17 protein-coding genes are annotated in these 16,046 nt (G+C 64.6%); 7 read left to right on the top strand and 10 right to left on the bottom strand.

The genetic code is table 11. From position 1 onward, the window contains the following. Window positions 1–57: 57 nt before the first annotated feature. From ACLFLU_RS03060 to mtgA, 3 genes are all read right to left on the bottom strand, one after another. The gene (locus tag ACLFLU_RS03060) at window positions 58–696 is read right to left on the bottom strand and encodes a hypothetical protein (RefSeq protein WP_426410889.1); all 639 of its coding nucleotides are present in this window, start codon (window positions 694–696) and stop codon (window positions 58–60) included. A 153-nt stretch (window positions 697–849) separates the two neighbouring features. Next, entirely contained in the window at window positions 850–1,032 is a 183-nt protein-coding gene (gene rpmF / locus ACLFLU_RS03055; protein WP_007598106.1) for a 50S ribosomal protein L32, read from the bottom strand. A 166-nt stretch (window positions 1,033–1,198) separates the two neighbouring features. Then, window positions 1,199–1,873, bottom strand: coding sequence for a monofunctional biosynthetic peptidoglycan transglycosylase (gene mtgA / locus ACLFLU_RS03050; RefSeq protein WP_426410888.1), 675 nt, complete (start codon window positions 1,871–1,873; stop codon window positions 1,199–1,201). A gap of 160 nt (window positions 1,874–2,033) precedes the next feature. Between mtgA and ACLFLU_RS03045 the strand changes: the two genes are divergently transcribed. Together ACLFLU_RS03045 and ACLFLU_RS03040 are read left to right on the top strand one after the other, a co-directional pair. Next, window positions 2,034–2,957: a polyprenyl synthetase family protein gene (locus tag ACLFLU_RS03045; protein ID WP_426410887.1), complete on the top strand. Its 924-nt coding sequence runs from the start codon at window positions 2,034–2,036 to the stop codon at window positions 2,955–2,957. A gap of 241 nt (window positions 2,958–3,198) precedes the next feature. Further along, window positions 3,199–3,885: a DUF1345 domain-containing protein gene (locus ACLFLU_RS03040; protein WP_426410886.1), complete on the top strand. Its 687-nt coding sequence runs from the start codon at window positions 3,199–3,201 to the stop codon at window positions 3,883–3,885. A 32-nt stretch (window positions 3,886–3,917) separates the two neighbouring features. Here ACLFLU_RS03040 and ACLFLU_RS03035 read toward each other — a convergent pair whose 3' ends face one another. Together ACLFLU_RS03035 and ACLFLU_RS03030 are read right to left on the bottom strand one after the other, a co-directional pair. Further along, on the bottom strand, window positions 3,918–5,720 hold the full coding sequence (locus ACLFLU_RS03035) for a caspase family protein (RefSeq protein ID WP_426410885.1): 1,803 nt from the start codon (window positions 5,718–5,720) through the stop codon (window positions 3,918–3,920). Window positions 5,721–5,902: 182 nt separating this feature from the next. Next, window positions 5,903–6,331, bottom strand: a complete 429-nt coding sequence (locus tag ACLFLU_RS03030) for a GFA family protein (protein ID WP_426410884.1) — start codon at window positions 6,329–6,331, stop codon at window positions 5,903–5,905. Window positions 6,332–6,426: 95 nt separating this feature from the next. On the opposite strand from ACLFLU_RS03030, the gene ACLFLU_RS03025 reads away from it, so the two are divergent. The 3 genes from ACLFLU_RS03025 to ACLFLU_RS03015 all read left to right on the top strand — a co-directional run bounded on the left by ACLFLU_RS03025 (window position 6,427) and on the right by ACLFLU_RS03015 (window position 9,493). Next, the gene (locus tag ACLFLU_RS03025; protein WP_426410883.1) at window positions 6,427–6,801 is read left to right on the top strand and encodes a nuclear transport factor 2 family protein; all 375 of its coding nucleotides are present in this window, start codon (window positions 6,427–6,429) and stop codon (window positions 6,799–6,801) included. 177 nt (window positions 6,802–6,978) lie between these two features. Then, window positions 6,979–7,836, top strand: a complete 858-nt coding sequence (bla, locus tag ACLFLU_RS03020; RefSeq protein WP_426410882.1) for a class A beta-lactamase — start codon at window positions 6,979–6,981, stop codon at window positions 7,834–7,836. A 46-nt stretch (window positions 7,837–7,882) separates the two neighbouring features. Continuing rightward, window positions 7,883–9,493, top strand: coding sequence for a Na+/H+ antiporter (locus ACLFLU_RS03015; RefSeq protein ID WP_426410881.1), 1,611 nt, complete (start codon window positions 7,883–7,885; stop codon window positions 9,491–9,493). Between the two features lie 18 nt (window positions 9,494–9,511). On the opposite strand, the gene ACLFLU_RS03010 is transcribed toward ACLFLU_RS03015, so the two are convergent. From ACLFLU_RS03010 to ACLFLU_RS02990, 5 genes are all read right to left on the bottom strand, one after another. Then, on the bottom strand, window positions 9,512–10,318 hold the full coding sequence (locus ACLFLU_RS03010; protein WP_426414203.1) for an N-acetylmuramoyl-L-alanine amidase: 807 nt from the start codon (window positions 10,316–10,318) through the stop codon (window positions 9,512–9,514). A gap of 2 nt (window positions 10,319–10,320) precedes the next feature. Further along, a complete protein-coding gene (locus tag ACLFLU_RS03005) occupies window positions 10,321–11,217 on the bottom strand; it encodes a TauD/TfdA dioxygenase family protein (RefSeq protein ID WP_426410880.1) in 897 nt (298 codons plus the stop codon). Between the two features lie 253 nt (window positions 11,218–11,470). Continuing rightward, the gene (gene ispG, locus ACLFLU_RS03000) at window positions 11,471–12,748 is read right to left on the bottom strand and encodes a flavodoxin-dependent (E)-4-hydroxy-3-methylbut-2-enyl-diphosphate synthase (RefSeq protein WP_426410879.1); all 1,278 of its coding nucleotides are present in this window, start codon (window positions 12,746–12,748) and stop codon (window positions 11,471–11,473) included. 12 nt (window positions 12,749–12,760) lie between these two features. Beyond that, window positions 12,761–13,714: a DMT family transporter gene (locus ACLFLU_RS02995; protein WP_426410878.1), complete on the bottom strand. Its 954-nt coding sequence runs from the start codon at window positions 13,712–13,714 to the stop codon at window positions 12,761–12,763. Between the two features lie 35 nt (window positions 13,715–13,749). Beyond that, the gene (locus ACLFLU_RS02990) at window positions 13,750–14,244 is read right to left on the bottom strand and encodes a Fur family transcriptional regulator (RefSeq protein ID WP_426410877.1); all 495 of its coding nucleotides are present in this window, start codon (window positions 14,242–14,244) and stop codon (window positions 13,750–13,752) included. 157 nt (window positions 14,245–14,401) lie between these two features. Here ACLFLU_RS02990 and ACLFLU_RS02985 point away from each other — a divergent pair, with 157 nt between their 5' ends. Together ACLFLU_RS02985 and ACLFLU_RS02980 are read left to right on the top strand one after the other, a co-directional pair. Further along, on the top strand, window positions 14,402–14,884 hold the full coding sequence (locus ACLFLU_RS02985; protein WP_426410876.1) for a MarR family winged helix-turn-helix transcriptional regulator: 483 nt from the start codon (window positions 14,402–14,404) through the stop codon (window positions 14,882–14,884). After that, complete coding sequence (locus ACLFLU_RS02980; protein WP_426410875.1) at window positions 14,877–16,046, top strand: HlyD family secretion protein; 1,170 nt, start codon at window positions 14,877–14,879, stop codon at window positions 16,044–16,046. Before ACLFLU_RS02985 ends, ACLFLU_RS02980 begins: the two co-directional genes overlap by 8 nt.

The raw sequence follows: 16,046 nt of genomic DNA, 5'->3' as shown, positions 1-16,046 counted from the left end.
GACCTTTCACCTCGCCCCGCTTGCGGGGAGAGGGAGCGCACCGGCATTGCGGCAAGATCAGCGCGGCTCTTCGGGCGAGGACGGCGTGCCGTTGCCCGGCTGCAAATGCGGCGAGGGAATTTCCGGCGACGGTATGATGCCCGGCTTCGGCGCGGGATGATCCATCAAAACGGATTCGGCAACCGATTGTGCCGAAGGTGCGGGCGGCTCAGGCTGCGGTGCGGGCGTGGGATCGAGCTTCGGCTCGAACACCGTTGCTTGTGCCGGCGCCTCGGCCTGACGCTTCGCCTTGCGCGGCACCGCCACGGTCTCTGCGGCAACATAGGTGATGCGGCGGCGTGCGCGTTGGGCGATGCCGCCGAGGAAATCGGCCATCGCCAGCAGCACCAGCAGGAAATAAGTGGAGTTGCCGAATTTGGGCCACATCACGAATTCGGCCGCGGCCGCGCCGAACAGGATCAGCGACAGCAGATGATCCATCAGGAATTTCGCGCCGGGCCGCGCGCCCTTGACCACTTCGAGCAGCAGCAGCAGCACGCCGAGCGCCAGCAGGAGGTCGGCGAGCGTCACCGGCCAGGTCTCGCCGGTAATCATCGGCACCTTGAACAGCACGTCCGAGAAGGACACGCTGGGCATCAGGAAGGCAATGATGTTGTAGACCGCGAGCGGAATCAGAAGCAGCGGGAAACCGACCATCGGCAAAGCGCCTTCTCGATCAATATGTCCGGGCAAGACAATGCGACGGCGAAGCATCTGCTCCGCCGCCGTCACCGTCATATCTCATGGATTGGCCGAAATCAGGCAGGTCACGCTATCCTGATTGAGGATAACCCTGCCTGAGAAGAGTCTTTAGGACTCTTTCTTCTTCAGGACCTGACGGCCCTTGTACATGCCGGTCTTGAGGTCGAGATGGTGCGGACGACGGAGCTCACCGGAGTCCTTGTCTTCCACATAGGTCGGCTTCTTGATGGCGTCCGCCGAGCGGCGCATGCCACGGCGCGACGGCGAGGTTTTTCTTCTCGGAACGGCCATTTCAATATCCTCTAGGGATTGGTGTCATCAGGGCATCGTCCGCGAGGAGACGGCTCAGCACCCAAACGGGGCGAGCGAAATGCCGATCAAGGCCGGGCTTATAGAGGAAGGCTGGCCGTAAAGCTAGGCTCTTGGGCCGGAAAATCCGCCCGAAAAGGGCCCGAAATCAGCGATTTTCCCGCCAGCAGGTCAAAAGCGAGGAGGCCTGCCCCCTGGCCACATAGGTCCCGGCCAGCCGCCGGACACCCGGCCCCGGGGTCCTGGCGCTGCGTTTGACTGGATTCGGCAGGATCGAGGCCAGAAGGGCCGCCTCCCGGGGGGAGAGGTTGGCCGCCGACTTGCCGAAGGCGTAGGCGCTGCCTGTCTCGACCCCAAACTGGCCCTGCGGGCCGAACTCGGCGATGTTGAGGTAAATTTCCAGGATCCGGTGCTTGGGCAGGACGAAATCGATCCAGAGCGCCAGCGGGAATTCCAGCGCCTTGCGGACAAAATCCCGCCCTTGCCAGAGGAACAGGTTTTTCGCCACCTGCTGGGTGATGGTGGAGGCGCCGCGGAAGGCGGTGCCGTCCTCCCTGGCATCGTCGATGGCCTCGCGCAGCGCGCCCCAGTCGATGCCGTGGTGCTTGCAGAAATGGGCGTCCTCGGCCGCCACTACCGAGCGCGGCAAATACGGCGACATCGCCGCCAGATCGATCCATTCCCGATGCATCGGCGCGCCCGTCAGCGAGCGCCAGACCATCAGCGTCGAAACCGGATGACCGCTGCGGTAGAACGGCGCGACCACATAGGGCGCGATGGCCACGACCGCGAGCGCCAGCAGCAGGATTTTGACGATGCGCAAATCGACCTTTCCGGCGCAAAATGAAACGCGGCTCACGGCCCGGCATTAAGTCTGTGATAATTCGGGCCTTTTCCAGCACTTTTTAGGCCTTCCAAACGATTGACTGGGACCGGCTCATAAAGGATTGTCCCGCCGAATTTTTGTTCTGGAGCCTTTCTTGATGACCGGCACGTCCCCGTCCGATTTCGCCAAACGCCTGGACAAGACCGCTGATGACACCGAAGCCTTGCTCGGGCGCCTCCTGTCGGACGACATCCTGCACGATGAGATCGCCCGTCCCAAGCGACTGATGGACGCAATGCGCTATTCGAGCCTGAATGGCGGCAAGCGCCTGCGGCCGTTCCTGGTGGTCGAGAGCGCGGCCGTGTTCGGTGTTCCCCGCGAAGCGGCGCTGCTGGTGGGTGCCGCACTCGAATGCATCCACTGCTATTCGCTGATCCATGACGATCTGCCGGCAATGGACAATTCGGACCTGCGCCGCGGCCGCCCCACCCTGCACAAGAAGACCGATGATGCCACGGCGATCCTCGCCGGCGACGGCCTTCTGACGATCGCCTTCGATATCGTCACCCGCGACGAGATCCATCGCGACGCCAATGTACGGCTGTTGCTGACGCGGGCGCTGGCGCGCTGCGCCGGCATCGGCGGCATGGTCGGCGGCCAGATCCTCGATCTCGCCGGTGAAGGCCGCTTTGGCGACCGAGAGCCGATCGATGTCGCGCGCATCCAGCAGATGAAGACCGGCGCGCTGCTGCGCTATGGCTGCATCGCCGGCGCGATCCTCGGCCAAGCCTCGAAGGCGGAATATCAGGCGCTCGACGATTATGGCCGCGCGCTCGGTGAAGCCTTCCAGATCGCCGACGATCTGCTCGACGTCGAAGGCGACGCGGCAGCGCTCGGCAAGCCCTCGGGCCAGGACGCCGTGCTGGGCAAGACCACCTTCGTCACCCAGCTCGGCATCGACGGCGCCAAGCAGCGCGTGCGTGATCTGCTGGCGCGCGCCGACAGCGCCGTCTCGATCTTCGGCGATCGCGCCGCCGTGCTGCAAGCCGCAGCGCGCTTCGTCGCCGAACGCAAGAACTAGTAACTCCGGGCTCCTTCACCTCTCCCGCTTGCGGGAGAGGCATAGGCCGCCTAGCGGCCGTCCTTTTAAGACGCCGAGGCGAAGCCTCGGCTATGGCGAAACGCCGGGAGAAGGCTCTCTCCTCTTGGGGGGTTCTCGATTGTGGAGACACCCTCTCCCCAACCCTCCCCCCGCAAGCGGGGGAGAGAGCGCACCTACGATGCGGCGACAACGCGAGTTGAGCGAGAGGGCTGGAGCCATCATGGCCACCGACAAAGAAGACCCCGTCCTCGCCCGCTTCCGCCAGATGTCGCGGCCGATGCGGTTGATCTACGCACGGCCGCGGACCTTCATCTCGCTCGGCGTCGGCATCCTCGTCTGCCTGCTCGTCCCCGGCTCGCACCGGCTGGTGACGCGGCTGTTGTTCGGCTGGGATGCGCTGATCGCGATCTATCTTGTGCTGGTCTACAGCATGATGCTGAGCAACGACCACCAGCACATCCGCCGTAGCGCCGCGATGCAGGACGACGGCCGTTTCGTGATCCTGCTGGTGACGGCGATCGGCGCGTTCGCCAGCATCGCCGCGATTGTCTACGAGCTAGGCACGCCGCACCGTGGCACTGTGGAGCTGACGATCGCCATCGCGACCATCGCGCTGTCCTGGGCCGCCGTGCATACGACCTTCGCGCTGCATTATGCCCATGACTATTACCGCCATCCGCCGGGCGGATTGCAGTTCCCGAGCGGCGACAAGGAAGACCACGCTGACTATTGGGACTTCGTCTATTTCTCGTTCGTGATCGGCATGACCGCGCAGGTCTCCGACGTCGGCATCACCGACAAGACCATCCGCCGCACCGCCACGGCGCACGGCATCGTGTCCTTCATCTACAACACGGCGCTGCTGGCGCTGACGGTGAACATCGCGGCGAGCGCGATCGCGACTTGATTCCCGCGGCATCGTCGCAGGAATCGGCCGCCTCAGTTGCAGACCTCGGCATTGGCATCAACGTGAGGGCCTCCGCCACCGCGATACACGAGGTGGCAGCCTTTCTGGACCGGACGGCAGAGCAGATCGTTGCAAAAAATCTGACCACCGCCACCCGAGGCGCGACCCGCGCCGGCCGCAGCGATGCCGCCCGCCGCGCCACCGGACTGACGACGCTGCCGTGCGGGCCGGTCATCGCCGTCGTCGCGCTTGGCGGTTGCAGGCTTGGTCGCCTTGCCGGCACGCTGCTTCTCGCATTCATTGTCGTCATTTAGCACATAGCCGTCACCGCAGACGATCTTGGTGCACTTGTCACCGTCGGCCTTGAACCCGTGATCGCACACCAGCGGGCAGACGCGCGACTGCTTTGACTTGACCGTGTCGAGCGCATCCGTGCTTGCGACCTTCACATCGAGCTTGGTGCCGGCATAGCGGTTGAACTGCGACAGCGACCGCTGCGCGGACGTGTTCCAGTTGCCGTCAGCCTGTCCGGAGAAACAGCCGACGCGGCCAAGCTCGGTCTGCACCGAGCGGCTGAGATCGGCCGGCGTGGTGGCCGGCGTCAGCGAAGCGACATTGGTGCCGGCAGGGCTCGCCGTGCTGGCCGGCGCGGCGGTCGGTGCCGTCGCGGCCAGATTGACGCGCTGCTGCTCGGCGGCGGCGGCCTGCTGCTGCGCCTGCTCCTTGGCCTTCTGCGCGGCAAGCTGGGCCTGCTCGGCTGCTTTCGCGTCTGCCGCAGCCTTGGCCTGGGCGTCCTTCTGCGCGCCAAGCGCGGCGAGACGGTCGCGTTCGGCGTCGGCCTGCTTCGCCTTCTCGATCGCCGCCGCATGAACCTGCTCGGCCTGGATCTTGTCGAGCTGAAGCTTGGCAAGGTTCGCATAGAAGCCGTCCGGGTGCTGGGCCAGGAAGGCTTCCCATGCCGGCTTGTTGCCGACCTGGAGCGCGAGTTCGTAGTCACGGCGCATGTCGGCCTGCGGATTGACCGCGGGTGCGGGCGCCGCTGCGGTCACGGGCGTCGCCTTCACCGGCACCAGCGGCACGTCTTCGCCGCCGAGCGAACCGTAGACGAACGGCTCCTGCTTGTTGCCGGTCGACTTGAGCACGTCGTCGCGCACGAAGCCGAAGGCGCGGCGGACATCGAGGCCCGGCGTCGTCAGATGCCTCGACAGCGCGATCGTGAACGGGCTGTTGGCGCCGTCGCCATCCTGCGCCGTGAAGCCGGCCTTGGCCGAATAGGCGATCAGCGTATTGGAGCTGGTCGGCTCGACCTGGGCCAGACCACGGCCGATGCCGCGCGAGGCGAGCGTGCGCTTCATGGTTCTGCCGAACGGATTGTCACGACACGCATCGAGGATCACCAGGCGAAGCTGCTTCGCCGGCTCGACTGCGACCAGAACGCGATCGAGCGAGAGCGCCTCGTCATAGACGTCCGTGTCGCGCTCGAGCTTGGCATCGACCGGGATCAGATAGTTGGAGCCTTCGACCTCGATGCCGTGACCGGCATAGTAGACGACCGCGATATCGGCATCGCGGGTTGAATCAGCGAATTCGCGCAGCACGCGCCGCGTGTCGAGCGCCGTCAGGTCGTGGCGGGAATCGACGATATCGAAGCCGGCATCCTTCAGCGTCTTCGCCATCACCGCACCGTCGTTGACGGGATTGGCGAGCAAGGGCGCGTGCTGATAGGCCGAGTTGGCGAGCACCAGCGCGACTCGCTTTCCGGCAAAGGCGGGACCGGCGCCGAACATCAACGCTGCAGCGAGGAGAAACGGGCAAAGCCTGAACAAATTGCGCATGACACGACATCCAAATGCTCGGGGCAGTTCACACCCTCAGGGATTAGCCTTAGCAAGATCCGCTGCCTGCGCTTGTGATGGAGGTCACGAAGACAGCGCCGCGAGATGCCGAGGACTCCCTTTTTGTTAGTCGCCCCAGAGCGTTGGCGGTTCGCTGGCAAGCGCACCCGCGCCGGGTTTTCTCAGTCGTTCCCGACGTGCCCCCGATACTGCGGCAGATTGTCCGTGATTTCGTGCCACGGCGCCTTCGAACCGACGAAAATGTGGGCGCTGGGCCGGATCGTGGGGGCATCGACCAAGGTTCCCATGGCGACATGGGCCCATTTTCCTTCGCGGACCCGCGAATAGAGCAGCGAGCCGCAGCGGGCGCAGTGCGCGTCGTGGGTGGTGTCGTCCCCGTAAATCATCCGCTGGTCCTCGCCCTTGACGAGGCGGAGCCGACTGTACGCGATGCCCGCGAACGGCTTGAAGGCGGAACCGGTGGTCCGGCGGCAGTTCGAACAGTGGCAGTTCAACGCATAGGAGAACGCATCCGCCACCTCGTAGCGGACGGCGCGGCAATAACATTCGCCGGCCAGGATGCGAGCGTTCGATGTTTCTGATCCGGTCATGACGGTGCCCTCGCACAAATAGCGGAGGACACCCATAGCGCAATTCGATGCGTGCCACTAAATTCGCGCCGCGCCATCATTCAAGGGGATGACCCATGAGCCACAATCGTTCGAGCGTCGAAGCCGTCGTGCAATCCTATTTCGACGGGCTTTACGAGGGCGACGCCGAAAAGCTCGGTGCGATCTTCCATCCGTCCGCCGACCTGCGCTGGGTGGAAAAGGGCGAGCTGCAGGTGCTGACCGTGCCCGACTGGCTCGACCGCGTGCGCAAGCGCGCCTCGGCCAAGGCGGAGGGCAAACCGCGCGAAGATTTCATCGTCACCATCGACCGCTCGGACGACAAGACCGCCTTCATCAAGGTCAAATGCCAGCTGCCTCCACGTTTTTTCACGGATTATCTGGTGGCCATGAAGCTCGCCGACGGCTGGCAGATCGTATCGAAATCCTATCGGTATGATCTGAAGGAGTGAGGCTTTCGCTGCCTGAAATCAGGCACAATCGTCTCGCATTTCTCCGTCATTGCGAGCGCAGCGAAGCAATCCAGAATCCCGCCGCGGTGACAGACTGGATTGCTTCGCTGCGCTCGCAATGACGGGCGCGGATAGTGCGTACGTCGTTGCTCTGTCACCTCCCCCCGAGAGTCCCCCATGCTGCTCGACCGCCGTTCCCTGCTCGCCTCTCTCTGCTGGATGGCCGCCTCTCCGGCTCTCGGCGCGGACGCACCGCCCGAGCTCGAATCCTATGAGCGCGAGAGCGGCGGACGGATCGGGGTCTACGCGGAGAATCTCGCCACCGGCGCAAAGCTCGCCTGGCGGGCCGACGAGCGCTTCGTGATGTGCTCGACGTTCAAGGCTTCGCTCGCGGCTTGCGTGCTGGCGCGGGTCGATCGCGGCGAGGAGAAGCTGGCTGCGATGATCCCTTATGGCAAGACCGACCTGCTGGAGTACGCGCCGGTCGCGAAGCAAAACCTGTCGGCCGGCGCGATGTCGGTCGCGGACATGTGCAAGGCGATCGTCGAGCTCAGCGACAACACCTGCGCCAATCTGCTGCTCGCGCGGATCGGCGGCCCCGCCGCACTCACCGCGTTCTGGCGATCGATCGGCGACACAACCTCGCGGCTCGACCACAACGAGCCCGAGCTCAATCGCTCGCCGCCCGGCGATCCCCATGACACCACGACGCCGGTGGCGATGACCGGCAATCTCAAGCGGCTGGTCACGGGCGAAGCGCTCTCGTCGGCCTCGCGGGCCCAGCTCACCGAATGGATGGTGGGCTGCAAGACCGGCGCGAACCGGTTGCGCGGCGGCCTGCCGGCCAGCTGGAAGATCGGCGACAAGACCGGCAACAACGGCAAGGACGCGTCGGGCGATATCGCAGTCGCCTGGGCCAAACCGGATGCACCGATCCTGATCGCGGCCTACACCCAGGGCGGCACGCCGAACCCAACGCAGATCGAGGCGGTGTTCGCGCGGATCGGGCGCATGGTGGCCGAGCGGCTGGTGTAAGCCGCTTCGCATTGACCTCTTGGCCGGTTCCGGGCCAAGACAGGCCATGATCGCAGCGAAATTCCAGACCTTCCTTATCCTGCTCACTGTCCTGGCAGGCACCGCGCTGGTCGCCCGCCGCTTCAACTTGGCGCCGGCCATTTTGCTGATGCTCTCCGGCGTCGGCCTCGCTTTCGTACCGGGTATGCCGCCGGTGGAACTGCCGCCGGAACTGGTGCTGCTGATGGTGCTGCCGCCGCTGATCTACTCGGCGAGCGTCGCGATGAGCTGGCGCGAGTTCAGGAACAATCTGCGTCCGATCGTGCTGCTCGCGGTCGGCGCCGTGATCTTCACGGCGGCGCTGGTCGCGGCGGCCACCCATTACGTGATCGGCCTGCCCTGGAGCATCGGCTTCCTGCTGGGCGCCATCGTTGCGCCGCCCGACGTGGTGGCGCCGCTCGCGATCGCGCGCCGGCTGAACATGCCGCGCCGGCTCCTGGTTATCCTCGAGGGCGAAGGCCTCGCCAACGACGCCACCGCGCTGATCCTCTATCGCTTCGCGCTCGCTGCGATCATGGTCGGGCATTTCTCGCTACCGCTGGCGGCCGGCGAATTTGCCCTCATCGTCGCTGGCGAAATCGCCTTCGGCATCGGAGTCGGCTGGCTATCTTTGCGCTTCCGCAAATGGTCCTGCGAGCCGCGGGTCGAGCTGACGCTGTCGCTGATCACGCCCTATGTCTCTTACTGGCTGCCCGAGCATGTCGGCGGCTCCGGCGTGATCGCAACCGTCGCCTGCGGCCTCTATGTGAGCTGGAACGGGCCGCTGCTGATTTCGGCGTCGACGCGCCTGCAAGGCATCTTCTTCTGGGACCTCATCATCTATCTGATCGAGGGCTTGCTGTTCCTGCTCACCGGCTTCCAGATGCGCGCGCTTTACGAGAAATCGAAAGCGTTCCCGCTCGACGACATCATGATCGCGACCGCTGTGGTCATGGTCATCATCGTTCTCGCGCGCTTCGCCTGGCTCTACCCCGCGACCTATCTGCCGCGGATGCTCAGCAAGTCGCTGCGCACACGCGATCCGTCGCCGCCCTGGCAATGGCCGTTCGCGCTCGCCTTCACCGGCGTGCGCGGCGCGGTGTCGCTGGCCGCCGCGCTGGCGCTGCCGTTCACGCTGCCCGACGGCGACGCCTTCCCGTATCGTGACCTGATCCTGTTCGTCGCCTTCGGCGTCATCTTCATCACCCTGATCGGCGTCGGCCTGACGCTGCCGCCGGTGGTTCGCTGGCTCGGCATCGCGGAAGCCGGCCGTAACGAGCACGTCGCCGAGCACGAGGCCGAGATCGCGGCACGGCGCGAGGCGCTCGACGCCGCGCTGAAATCGCTGGACGCGCTGACCGAAGAAAAAGAGGTGTCGGACGAAGTGATGCGGCTCCTGCGCGCGCGCCACGAGATCCGCGTCAACCAGCTTCCTGATTCACTCGATCCCGCCCACCACGATGTCTCCGCCGCCGGCACCGCACTGACCCGCGAGCTGATCGCCGCCGAACGCAAGTTCATCCACGACCTGCTCCGCGACGGGCAGATTACCGACGAGACGCGACGGAGAATCGAACGCGATTTGGACCTGGAGGAGGCAAGCCTGGCGAACCGGGAGTATCAGGGCGCGCCGCTGTAGCGCCTCGAACGCAGCAAATTACCGCTTCTCGCAATACGCCCGCATCGCCGTCACCACGGCCGCCGCAACCAGCTCCTGCCGCTCCGGCGAATTCATAGCCATCTCCTCGTCGCGGTTGATGATGGAGCCGGCTTCCAGCAGCACCGCGGCGCTGATCGTTTGCGAGAGCACCACGAGCCCGTCATAGCGGTAGACCCCAACATCCTTGTCGAGCAATGGATGCCTATAACGCCCCATCAGCGGCAGGCTGTATTGTGTGGCGTATTGCAGGCCTTTCTCCTTCAGCTCCCGGCCCAGCAGCCGGGCAAAGGCGAGGCTGGCGGCGAAACGCGGATTGCGCTCGGACACGAACAGCGAATGGCCGCTGAAGCGATCGCTGAAATGGCTCCTGGCGCCCTCGAACTCCCATTCCTCGAGCATTTTGTCGGGCACCGAATCATGGTGGATCGACAGGAAAAAGTCAGCATGTGCGGCGTTGGCGGTGCCGACACGCTTGAGCAGGCTTGCCCGCGCCTTGCCTTCGGTTACCAGCACGCGGGTCGCGGCAAAGCCCGCCGATTTCAAGTGCTCTCCGATCAGCCGCGCCAAATGCAGGTTGAAGCCGAATTCCACGTCGTTGCGCGCGCTGGTCGCGCCTTGCGATTCCGAGGTGTGTCCGACATCGAGGATGATCTTGAATTTGCGCGGCTCGCATGTCTCCGGCGCAGGCGGCTTGGTCCTGGCTCTCGCGGCCTTGCGCGCAGCAGCCGCCTCGCCCTGGTCAGCCGGCAAAACCAAAAGCGGGATCAGCGAAACAGCGATAGCGGCGGTGATGCGCCACGATATTTTCACACCGGCCGTTCCCCCTTCACCGTCACCCGCGTGCCCGAGCGCGTATGCGGCCAGTAATCCCACATCGCGCGGTGCTGGGTGCAGCGGTTGTCCCAGAAGGCGATGGCATTCTCGGTCCAGCGGAAGCGGCACTGGAACAGCGGGTTCTCGGCGTGCTGGTAGAGATAGGCGAGCATCGCGTCGCTCTCGTCGCGCGGGATGCCGTTGATGTGGCGGGTGAAGCCGCGATTGACGTAGAGCGCCTTCCTGCCCGTGACCGGATGGGTGCGTACCACCGGGTGCTCGGCGCTCGGATAGGACGGGCGATCGGCGACGCCGTAGTTCGCGTAAAGCCCGCGATAGATCGGCTCGCCGTCATGCAGCGCGGTGAGGCCGTCGAGATAGGCCTTCATGCGATCCGACAGCGCTTCATAGGCGGCGTACATGTTGGCGAACAGCGTGTCGCCGCCGCGCGGCGGGCACTGCTTGATGTAGAGAATCGAGCCCATCGGCGGCTCGAGATCGCAGGAGACGTCGGAATGCCAGCCCTCGCCGTTGGCGCGCGGCGAATTCTTGTCGGCATAGATCTTCATCAGCGCCGGGTCTTCGTCCTCATGCGGTGCGGCGGGATGAAAATGCAGCTCGCCGAACTTGCGACCGAAGGCGAGATGCTGCTTCGGCGTGATCTCCTGGTCGCGGAAGAAGATCACGAGGTTTTCGGCGAGCGCGCGGTGGATCTCGTCCATCTGCTGGTTGGAACGGGCATCGTCGGAGACGAGCTTGCCGATGTCGACACCGGAGATTTCCGCGCCGATGATGGGGGTGAGCTTTTCGACCGCGATGGTTTCGTAAGGTGCGCCGTCGTCCGCCGTGTGGCGGTAGCGCGGACCCTGCTTGCCGGCGAGTGAGCTCATGGCGTGTCTCCCGATCATCTTGATTGGGAGCATGGTAGCTCTTAGCGGCAGAAGCGCAATCTACGCCGCAAACTGAACTCGTCGTCCCGAACAAGCGCAGCGAAGCGGAGCGCCGATCCGGGACCCATAGCCACAGGAAGTAGTTTGGTGAAGACTCGGGGTTGCCGACCTCGCGCCACAACCTCTCCCTGGGGTCATGGGTCCCGGCCTTCGCCGGGACGACAGCTGAGTGCGAAGCAGCAGCGGAGTTAAATCACTCCGCCGCGGGCGCCGGCACCTTGGCGCCGTAACGTTGGTCGATGTAGTCGATCACCAGTGCCTTGAAGTCGGCAGAGATCGTCGGCCCGCGCAGCGTGCGGAACTTCTTGCCGTCGACGAAGACCGGCGCGGCCGGCGCTTCGCCGGTGCCGGGCAGCGAGATGCCGATATTGGCGTGCTTGGACTCGCCGGGGCCGTTGACGATGCAACCCATCACCGCGACGTTGAGCTCTTCAACGCCCGGATATTTCGTCTTCCAGCCCGGCATCTCGTCGCGGATGAAATCCTGGATCGAGCGCGCCAGTTCCTGGAACGTGGTCGAGGTGGTGCGGCCGCAGCCGGGGCAGGCCGCAACCAGCGGCACGAAGGTGCGGAAGCCCATGGTCTGCAGCAGTTCCTGGCCGACCTGCACTTCACGGGTGCGGTCGCCGCCGGGCTCCGGCGTCAGCGAGATGCGGATGGTGTCGCCGATGCCCTGCTGCAAGAGGATGCCGAGCGCGGCCGAAGACGCCACGATGCCCTTGGTGCCCATGCCGGCCTCTGTGAGGCCGAGATGGATGGCGTAGTCCGAGCGCGACGCGAGATCCTGATAGACCGCGATCAGATCCTGCACGGCCGAGACCTTGGCCGAGAGGATGATGCGGTTCTTGGGCATACCGAGCTCTTCGGCGCGCGCGGCCGAGAGCAGCGCCGACTGCACCATGGCCTCGCGCGTCACCGCGCGCACGTCGCGCGGATCGGCGGATGCGGCATTCTCGTCCATCAGCTTGGTCAAAAGCTCCTGGTCGAGCGAACCCCAATTGGCGCCGATGCGCACCGGCTTGTTGTTCTTGTTCGCGATTTCGATGATGTCGGCGAACTGAGTGTCGCGCTTGTCCTTGAAGCCGACATTGCCGGGATTGATGCGGTATTTGGCGAGCGCCTCGGCGCAGGCCGGATAGGCCGCGAGCAGCTTGTGGCCGATGTAGTGGAAGTCGCCGATCAGCGGCGTGGTGATGCCGCGCTTGGCCAGACCGTCGCGGATGTGCGGAACGGCGGCAGCGGCCTCCTCGCGGTCCACGGTGATGCGGACCATTTCGGAGCCGGCGCGCGCGAGCGCTGCGACCTGGGCGATGGTGCCGTCGATGTCGGCGGTGTCGGTGTTGGTCATCGACTGCACGACGATCGGCGCACCGCCGCCGACGGCAACGTCGCCGACCTTGACCTGGGTGGTCCGGTGACGCGGAGCCGGGCCTGCGACGTCGGAATCGATGGTGTTTTCGAGCTTGTTCATGGGGTCCAAATATCAGGTTTTGGTGACGTTCAGCAATGCATCAGCTGGCGCCGCCGCCGTTTGGCTCGGACGGTTAACCAGAAAAAGCCCAGCAATTACAAGGACGGCTGCCGCCCCGAAAGCCAGGCTCAGGTGATCGTGCATGATGAAATAGCTACCCACCACGCCAAACAAAGGGGTGATGAAGGTAAAAGCCGACAATTTGCTGGCCGAATAAGTCTTCACCAGCGCGAACCAAAGCGTGAACGTGGTTCCAACCACCCAGATGGCCTGGAAAGCCATCAACGCGAACGACAGTGGCGACGGGGTGCGGGTGATGGATTCTCCGGACAGCAGCGCCGCCGCGCCCAGGATCGGGATTGAGGTAGCGACCTGATAGCCGAGCGCCTTCTCCGGTGCGGCGAAGCGCAGCCGAGTGCCCTTGGCGACCAGCGTGGTTGCGGCCCAGAGCGAGGCGCCGGCGACGATCATGAGATCGCCGAGCAGGACGTGCGTATCGACATTGGCCTGCGGCACGCCGATTGCGAGCGCGACACCGGCAAAGCTGATCGCCAGCCCCAGCCATTGCGTGCTGCCAAGGCGCTCGCCGAGCACCTGATAGGAGCCGAGCGCGACGAAGAACGGCGCGGTATAGAGAAACACCACCGCGCGCGACGCGGAGGTGAGGCGCAGGCCCTGGAAGATCAGCACGAACTCGATGCCGAACATCAGCCCGGCGATCAGGCCGGGCTTCCACGTGCCGTCACGTTCGAAGAATTTGACGCCGCGCAAGCTGCCCATGATGAACAGCACCGGCAGCGCGCCCATCGAGCGGATCATCGCCTGGAGCATCGGCGGGATATCCGGCAGCACCAGCTTCACCGCGATCTGGTTGAAGGCCCAGGTCAGGCACAGCATCAGCATCAGGGCGATGGCGCCGGCACTGAGGGGGCGCGCGGCGGACGGGTTGGCTTGAGGTGAGGACATTTCTTCCTGGAATCCGGCTTTGCGCCGTTGTTGTTTCAAGACGTCTTCTGACAATGGGTGCAGATGCCCGTGATCTCGACCACGGACAGCTTTGGCGCGAAGCCTGACGCTCGCGCGGCGGCGTTGAGGTCCTTGGCAAAGGACGCTGAAGGAATTTCACCGACAAGACCGCAGCGCTCGCAGATCAGGAACGCGACCGCCGAGGTCGCGTCATGGTCGTGGGCGGCGCAGGCGAGATAGGCGTTGCGGCTTTCGATGCGGTGCACGAGGCCGTTCGCCATCAGAAAATCGAGAGCACGGTAGACCGTGATCGGCGCCGGTCGCGCCATCGATTTTGCCAATTCGTCGATCACCTCGTAAGCGCCCAGCGGCCGATGGCTGGAAAGCAGTGCACCCAGCACCTGGCGGCGGATCGGCGTGAATTTCTGCGCCCGCTGCTCGCAAACCGCTTCCGCATGCGCCAGCGCGTCCGCGGTGCAGCGGCCGTGATCGTGGTCGGGCGCAGGAAATGTCGGCTTTGCGAGGGTCATTCGGCCCGCCTTCTAGCATTTCGGCCGGGGAACCCAAAGCACGACCGGCGCTGCGGCGGTCAGCCATGCTTTTGCTGCGGGACAGCACCGCATTCTTCCGCCATGAAATAATCATAAGCTTGCTTATTATAGCGAAGCTTATTGGGGGGCGAAACTCATGACCCGCGGGTCTGTCGACCATAACTTCCTGTTCACGCTCGGCGAGCTCCACCGGCTCTTGCGCGTCTATGCCGACAAGGAGGCCTCGCGTTTCGGCATCACCCGCGCGCAATGGGCGGTGCTGGCCAAGGTCGAGCGCAGCGAGGGCATGAAACAGTCGGAACTCGCCGAACTGCTGGAGATGCAGCCGATCACGCTGACGCGGCTGATCGACAAGCTGTGCGACAGCGACTGGATCGAGCGCCGCAGCGACGCCTCGGACCGCCGCGTCAAGCGCCTTTATCTGAAGAAGGCCGGGCGGCAACTGCTCGGCAAGATGAGCGGCCTGAAATCGGAACTCACGGCGAACGCGCTCGACGGCATCAGCCCGGCTGACGCCCACCGTCTCCTCACCCAACTCGAAACCATCAAGGAAAACGTGCGTAACGCGATCCAGAATAGCGGAGCGGAACAGGCGCGTAAGGAGCAGCGCTATGGCTGATCAGGTTCTCAAATTCCAGCCCGAGCAGAAGATCGACAGCGGCAAGCCGACCAAGAAGGCCGGCACCGACCCGCGCCGCCGTTTCGTCGCCGGCCTGCGCCGCTATCGCCGCTTCCTGCTGATGGTGGTGCTGCCGATCGTGGCCGTGATCGCCGGTCTGACCTTCTATCTCAATGGCGGCCGCTATGTCGGCACCGACGACGCCTATGTCGGTGCGCAGAAGGTGCTGGTGACGCCGGACATCTCCGGCAAGATCCAAAAAGTCGTCGTCAAGGAGGGCCAGCTCGTCAAGCAGGGCGACGAGCTGTTCGAGATCGATCCAGTGCCGTTCCGCCTCGCGGTGGACGAGGCCAGGGCGCAGCTGATGCAGGCGCAGTCGACCTATGACAATCTCCGCGCCAACATCAAGATTTACGGCGACATGCTCGATCTCGCCCAGAAGGGCGTCGACCTGAAGCAACGCGACGTCGAGCGCAAGCAGGCGCTGGTGAAGAACAGCTACGGCTCGCAGCTCGATCTCGACAACGCCTCGAACGCGCTGGTCACGTCGGGCTCGATCGCACAATACGTCAAGCAGCAGATCTCGACCGCCAAGACCCAGTTGCTCGGCGACACCGACCTGCCCCTGGAGAAATTCCCGCCTTACGCCCAGGCCAAATCCAAGCTCGAGAACGCCGAGCGCAATCTCGACCACGCCGTGGTGCGGGCGCCGATGGGCGGCGTGGCAACGCAGGTGGAGCAGATTCAGCTTGGCCGCTACGTCTCCGCCGGCATGGCGGTGTTCTCCATCATCGACGTCGCCCATCCCTGGGTCGACGCCAATCCGAAGGAGAGCGACCTCACCCACGTCACCGAGGGACAAGCGGTCACGCTCGAGGTCGATGCGTTCCCGAACCACGTCTTCAAGGGCAAGATCGGCTCGCTGTCGCCCGGCACCGGCGCACAATTCGCGATCCTGCCGCCGCAGAACGCCACCGGCAACTTCGTCAAGGTGGTGCAGCGCGTGCCGGTCCGGATCTATTTCGACGAGAGCGACAAATACGTGAAGAAGCTGAAGGCCGGCATGAGCGTCTATGCCACCATCGACACCGGCCACAAGCGCTCGCTCGCCGGCCTGCTCGGCCTATCGGCGACGGCCGGCCAAGACAAAGATCAGGACTAG

It is taken from the genome of Bradyrhizobium ganzhouense, assembly GCF_049949285.1.
GTDB lineage: Bacteria > Pseudomonadota > Alphaproteobacteria > Rhizobiales > Xanthobacteraceae > Bradyrhizobium > Bradyrhizobium ganzhouense.
The sequence above is the reverse complement of the archived record's forward strand: the minus strand, read 5'-3'. Positions and strand labels throughout refer to the sequence as shown.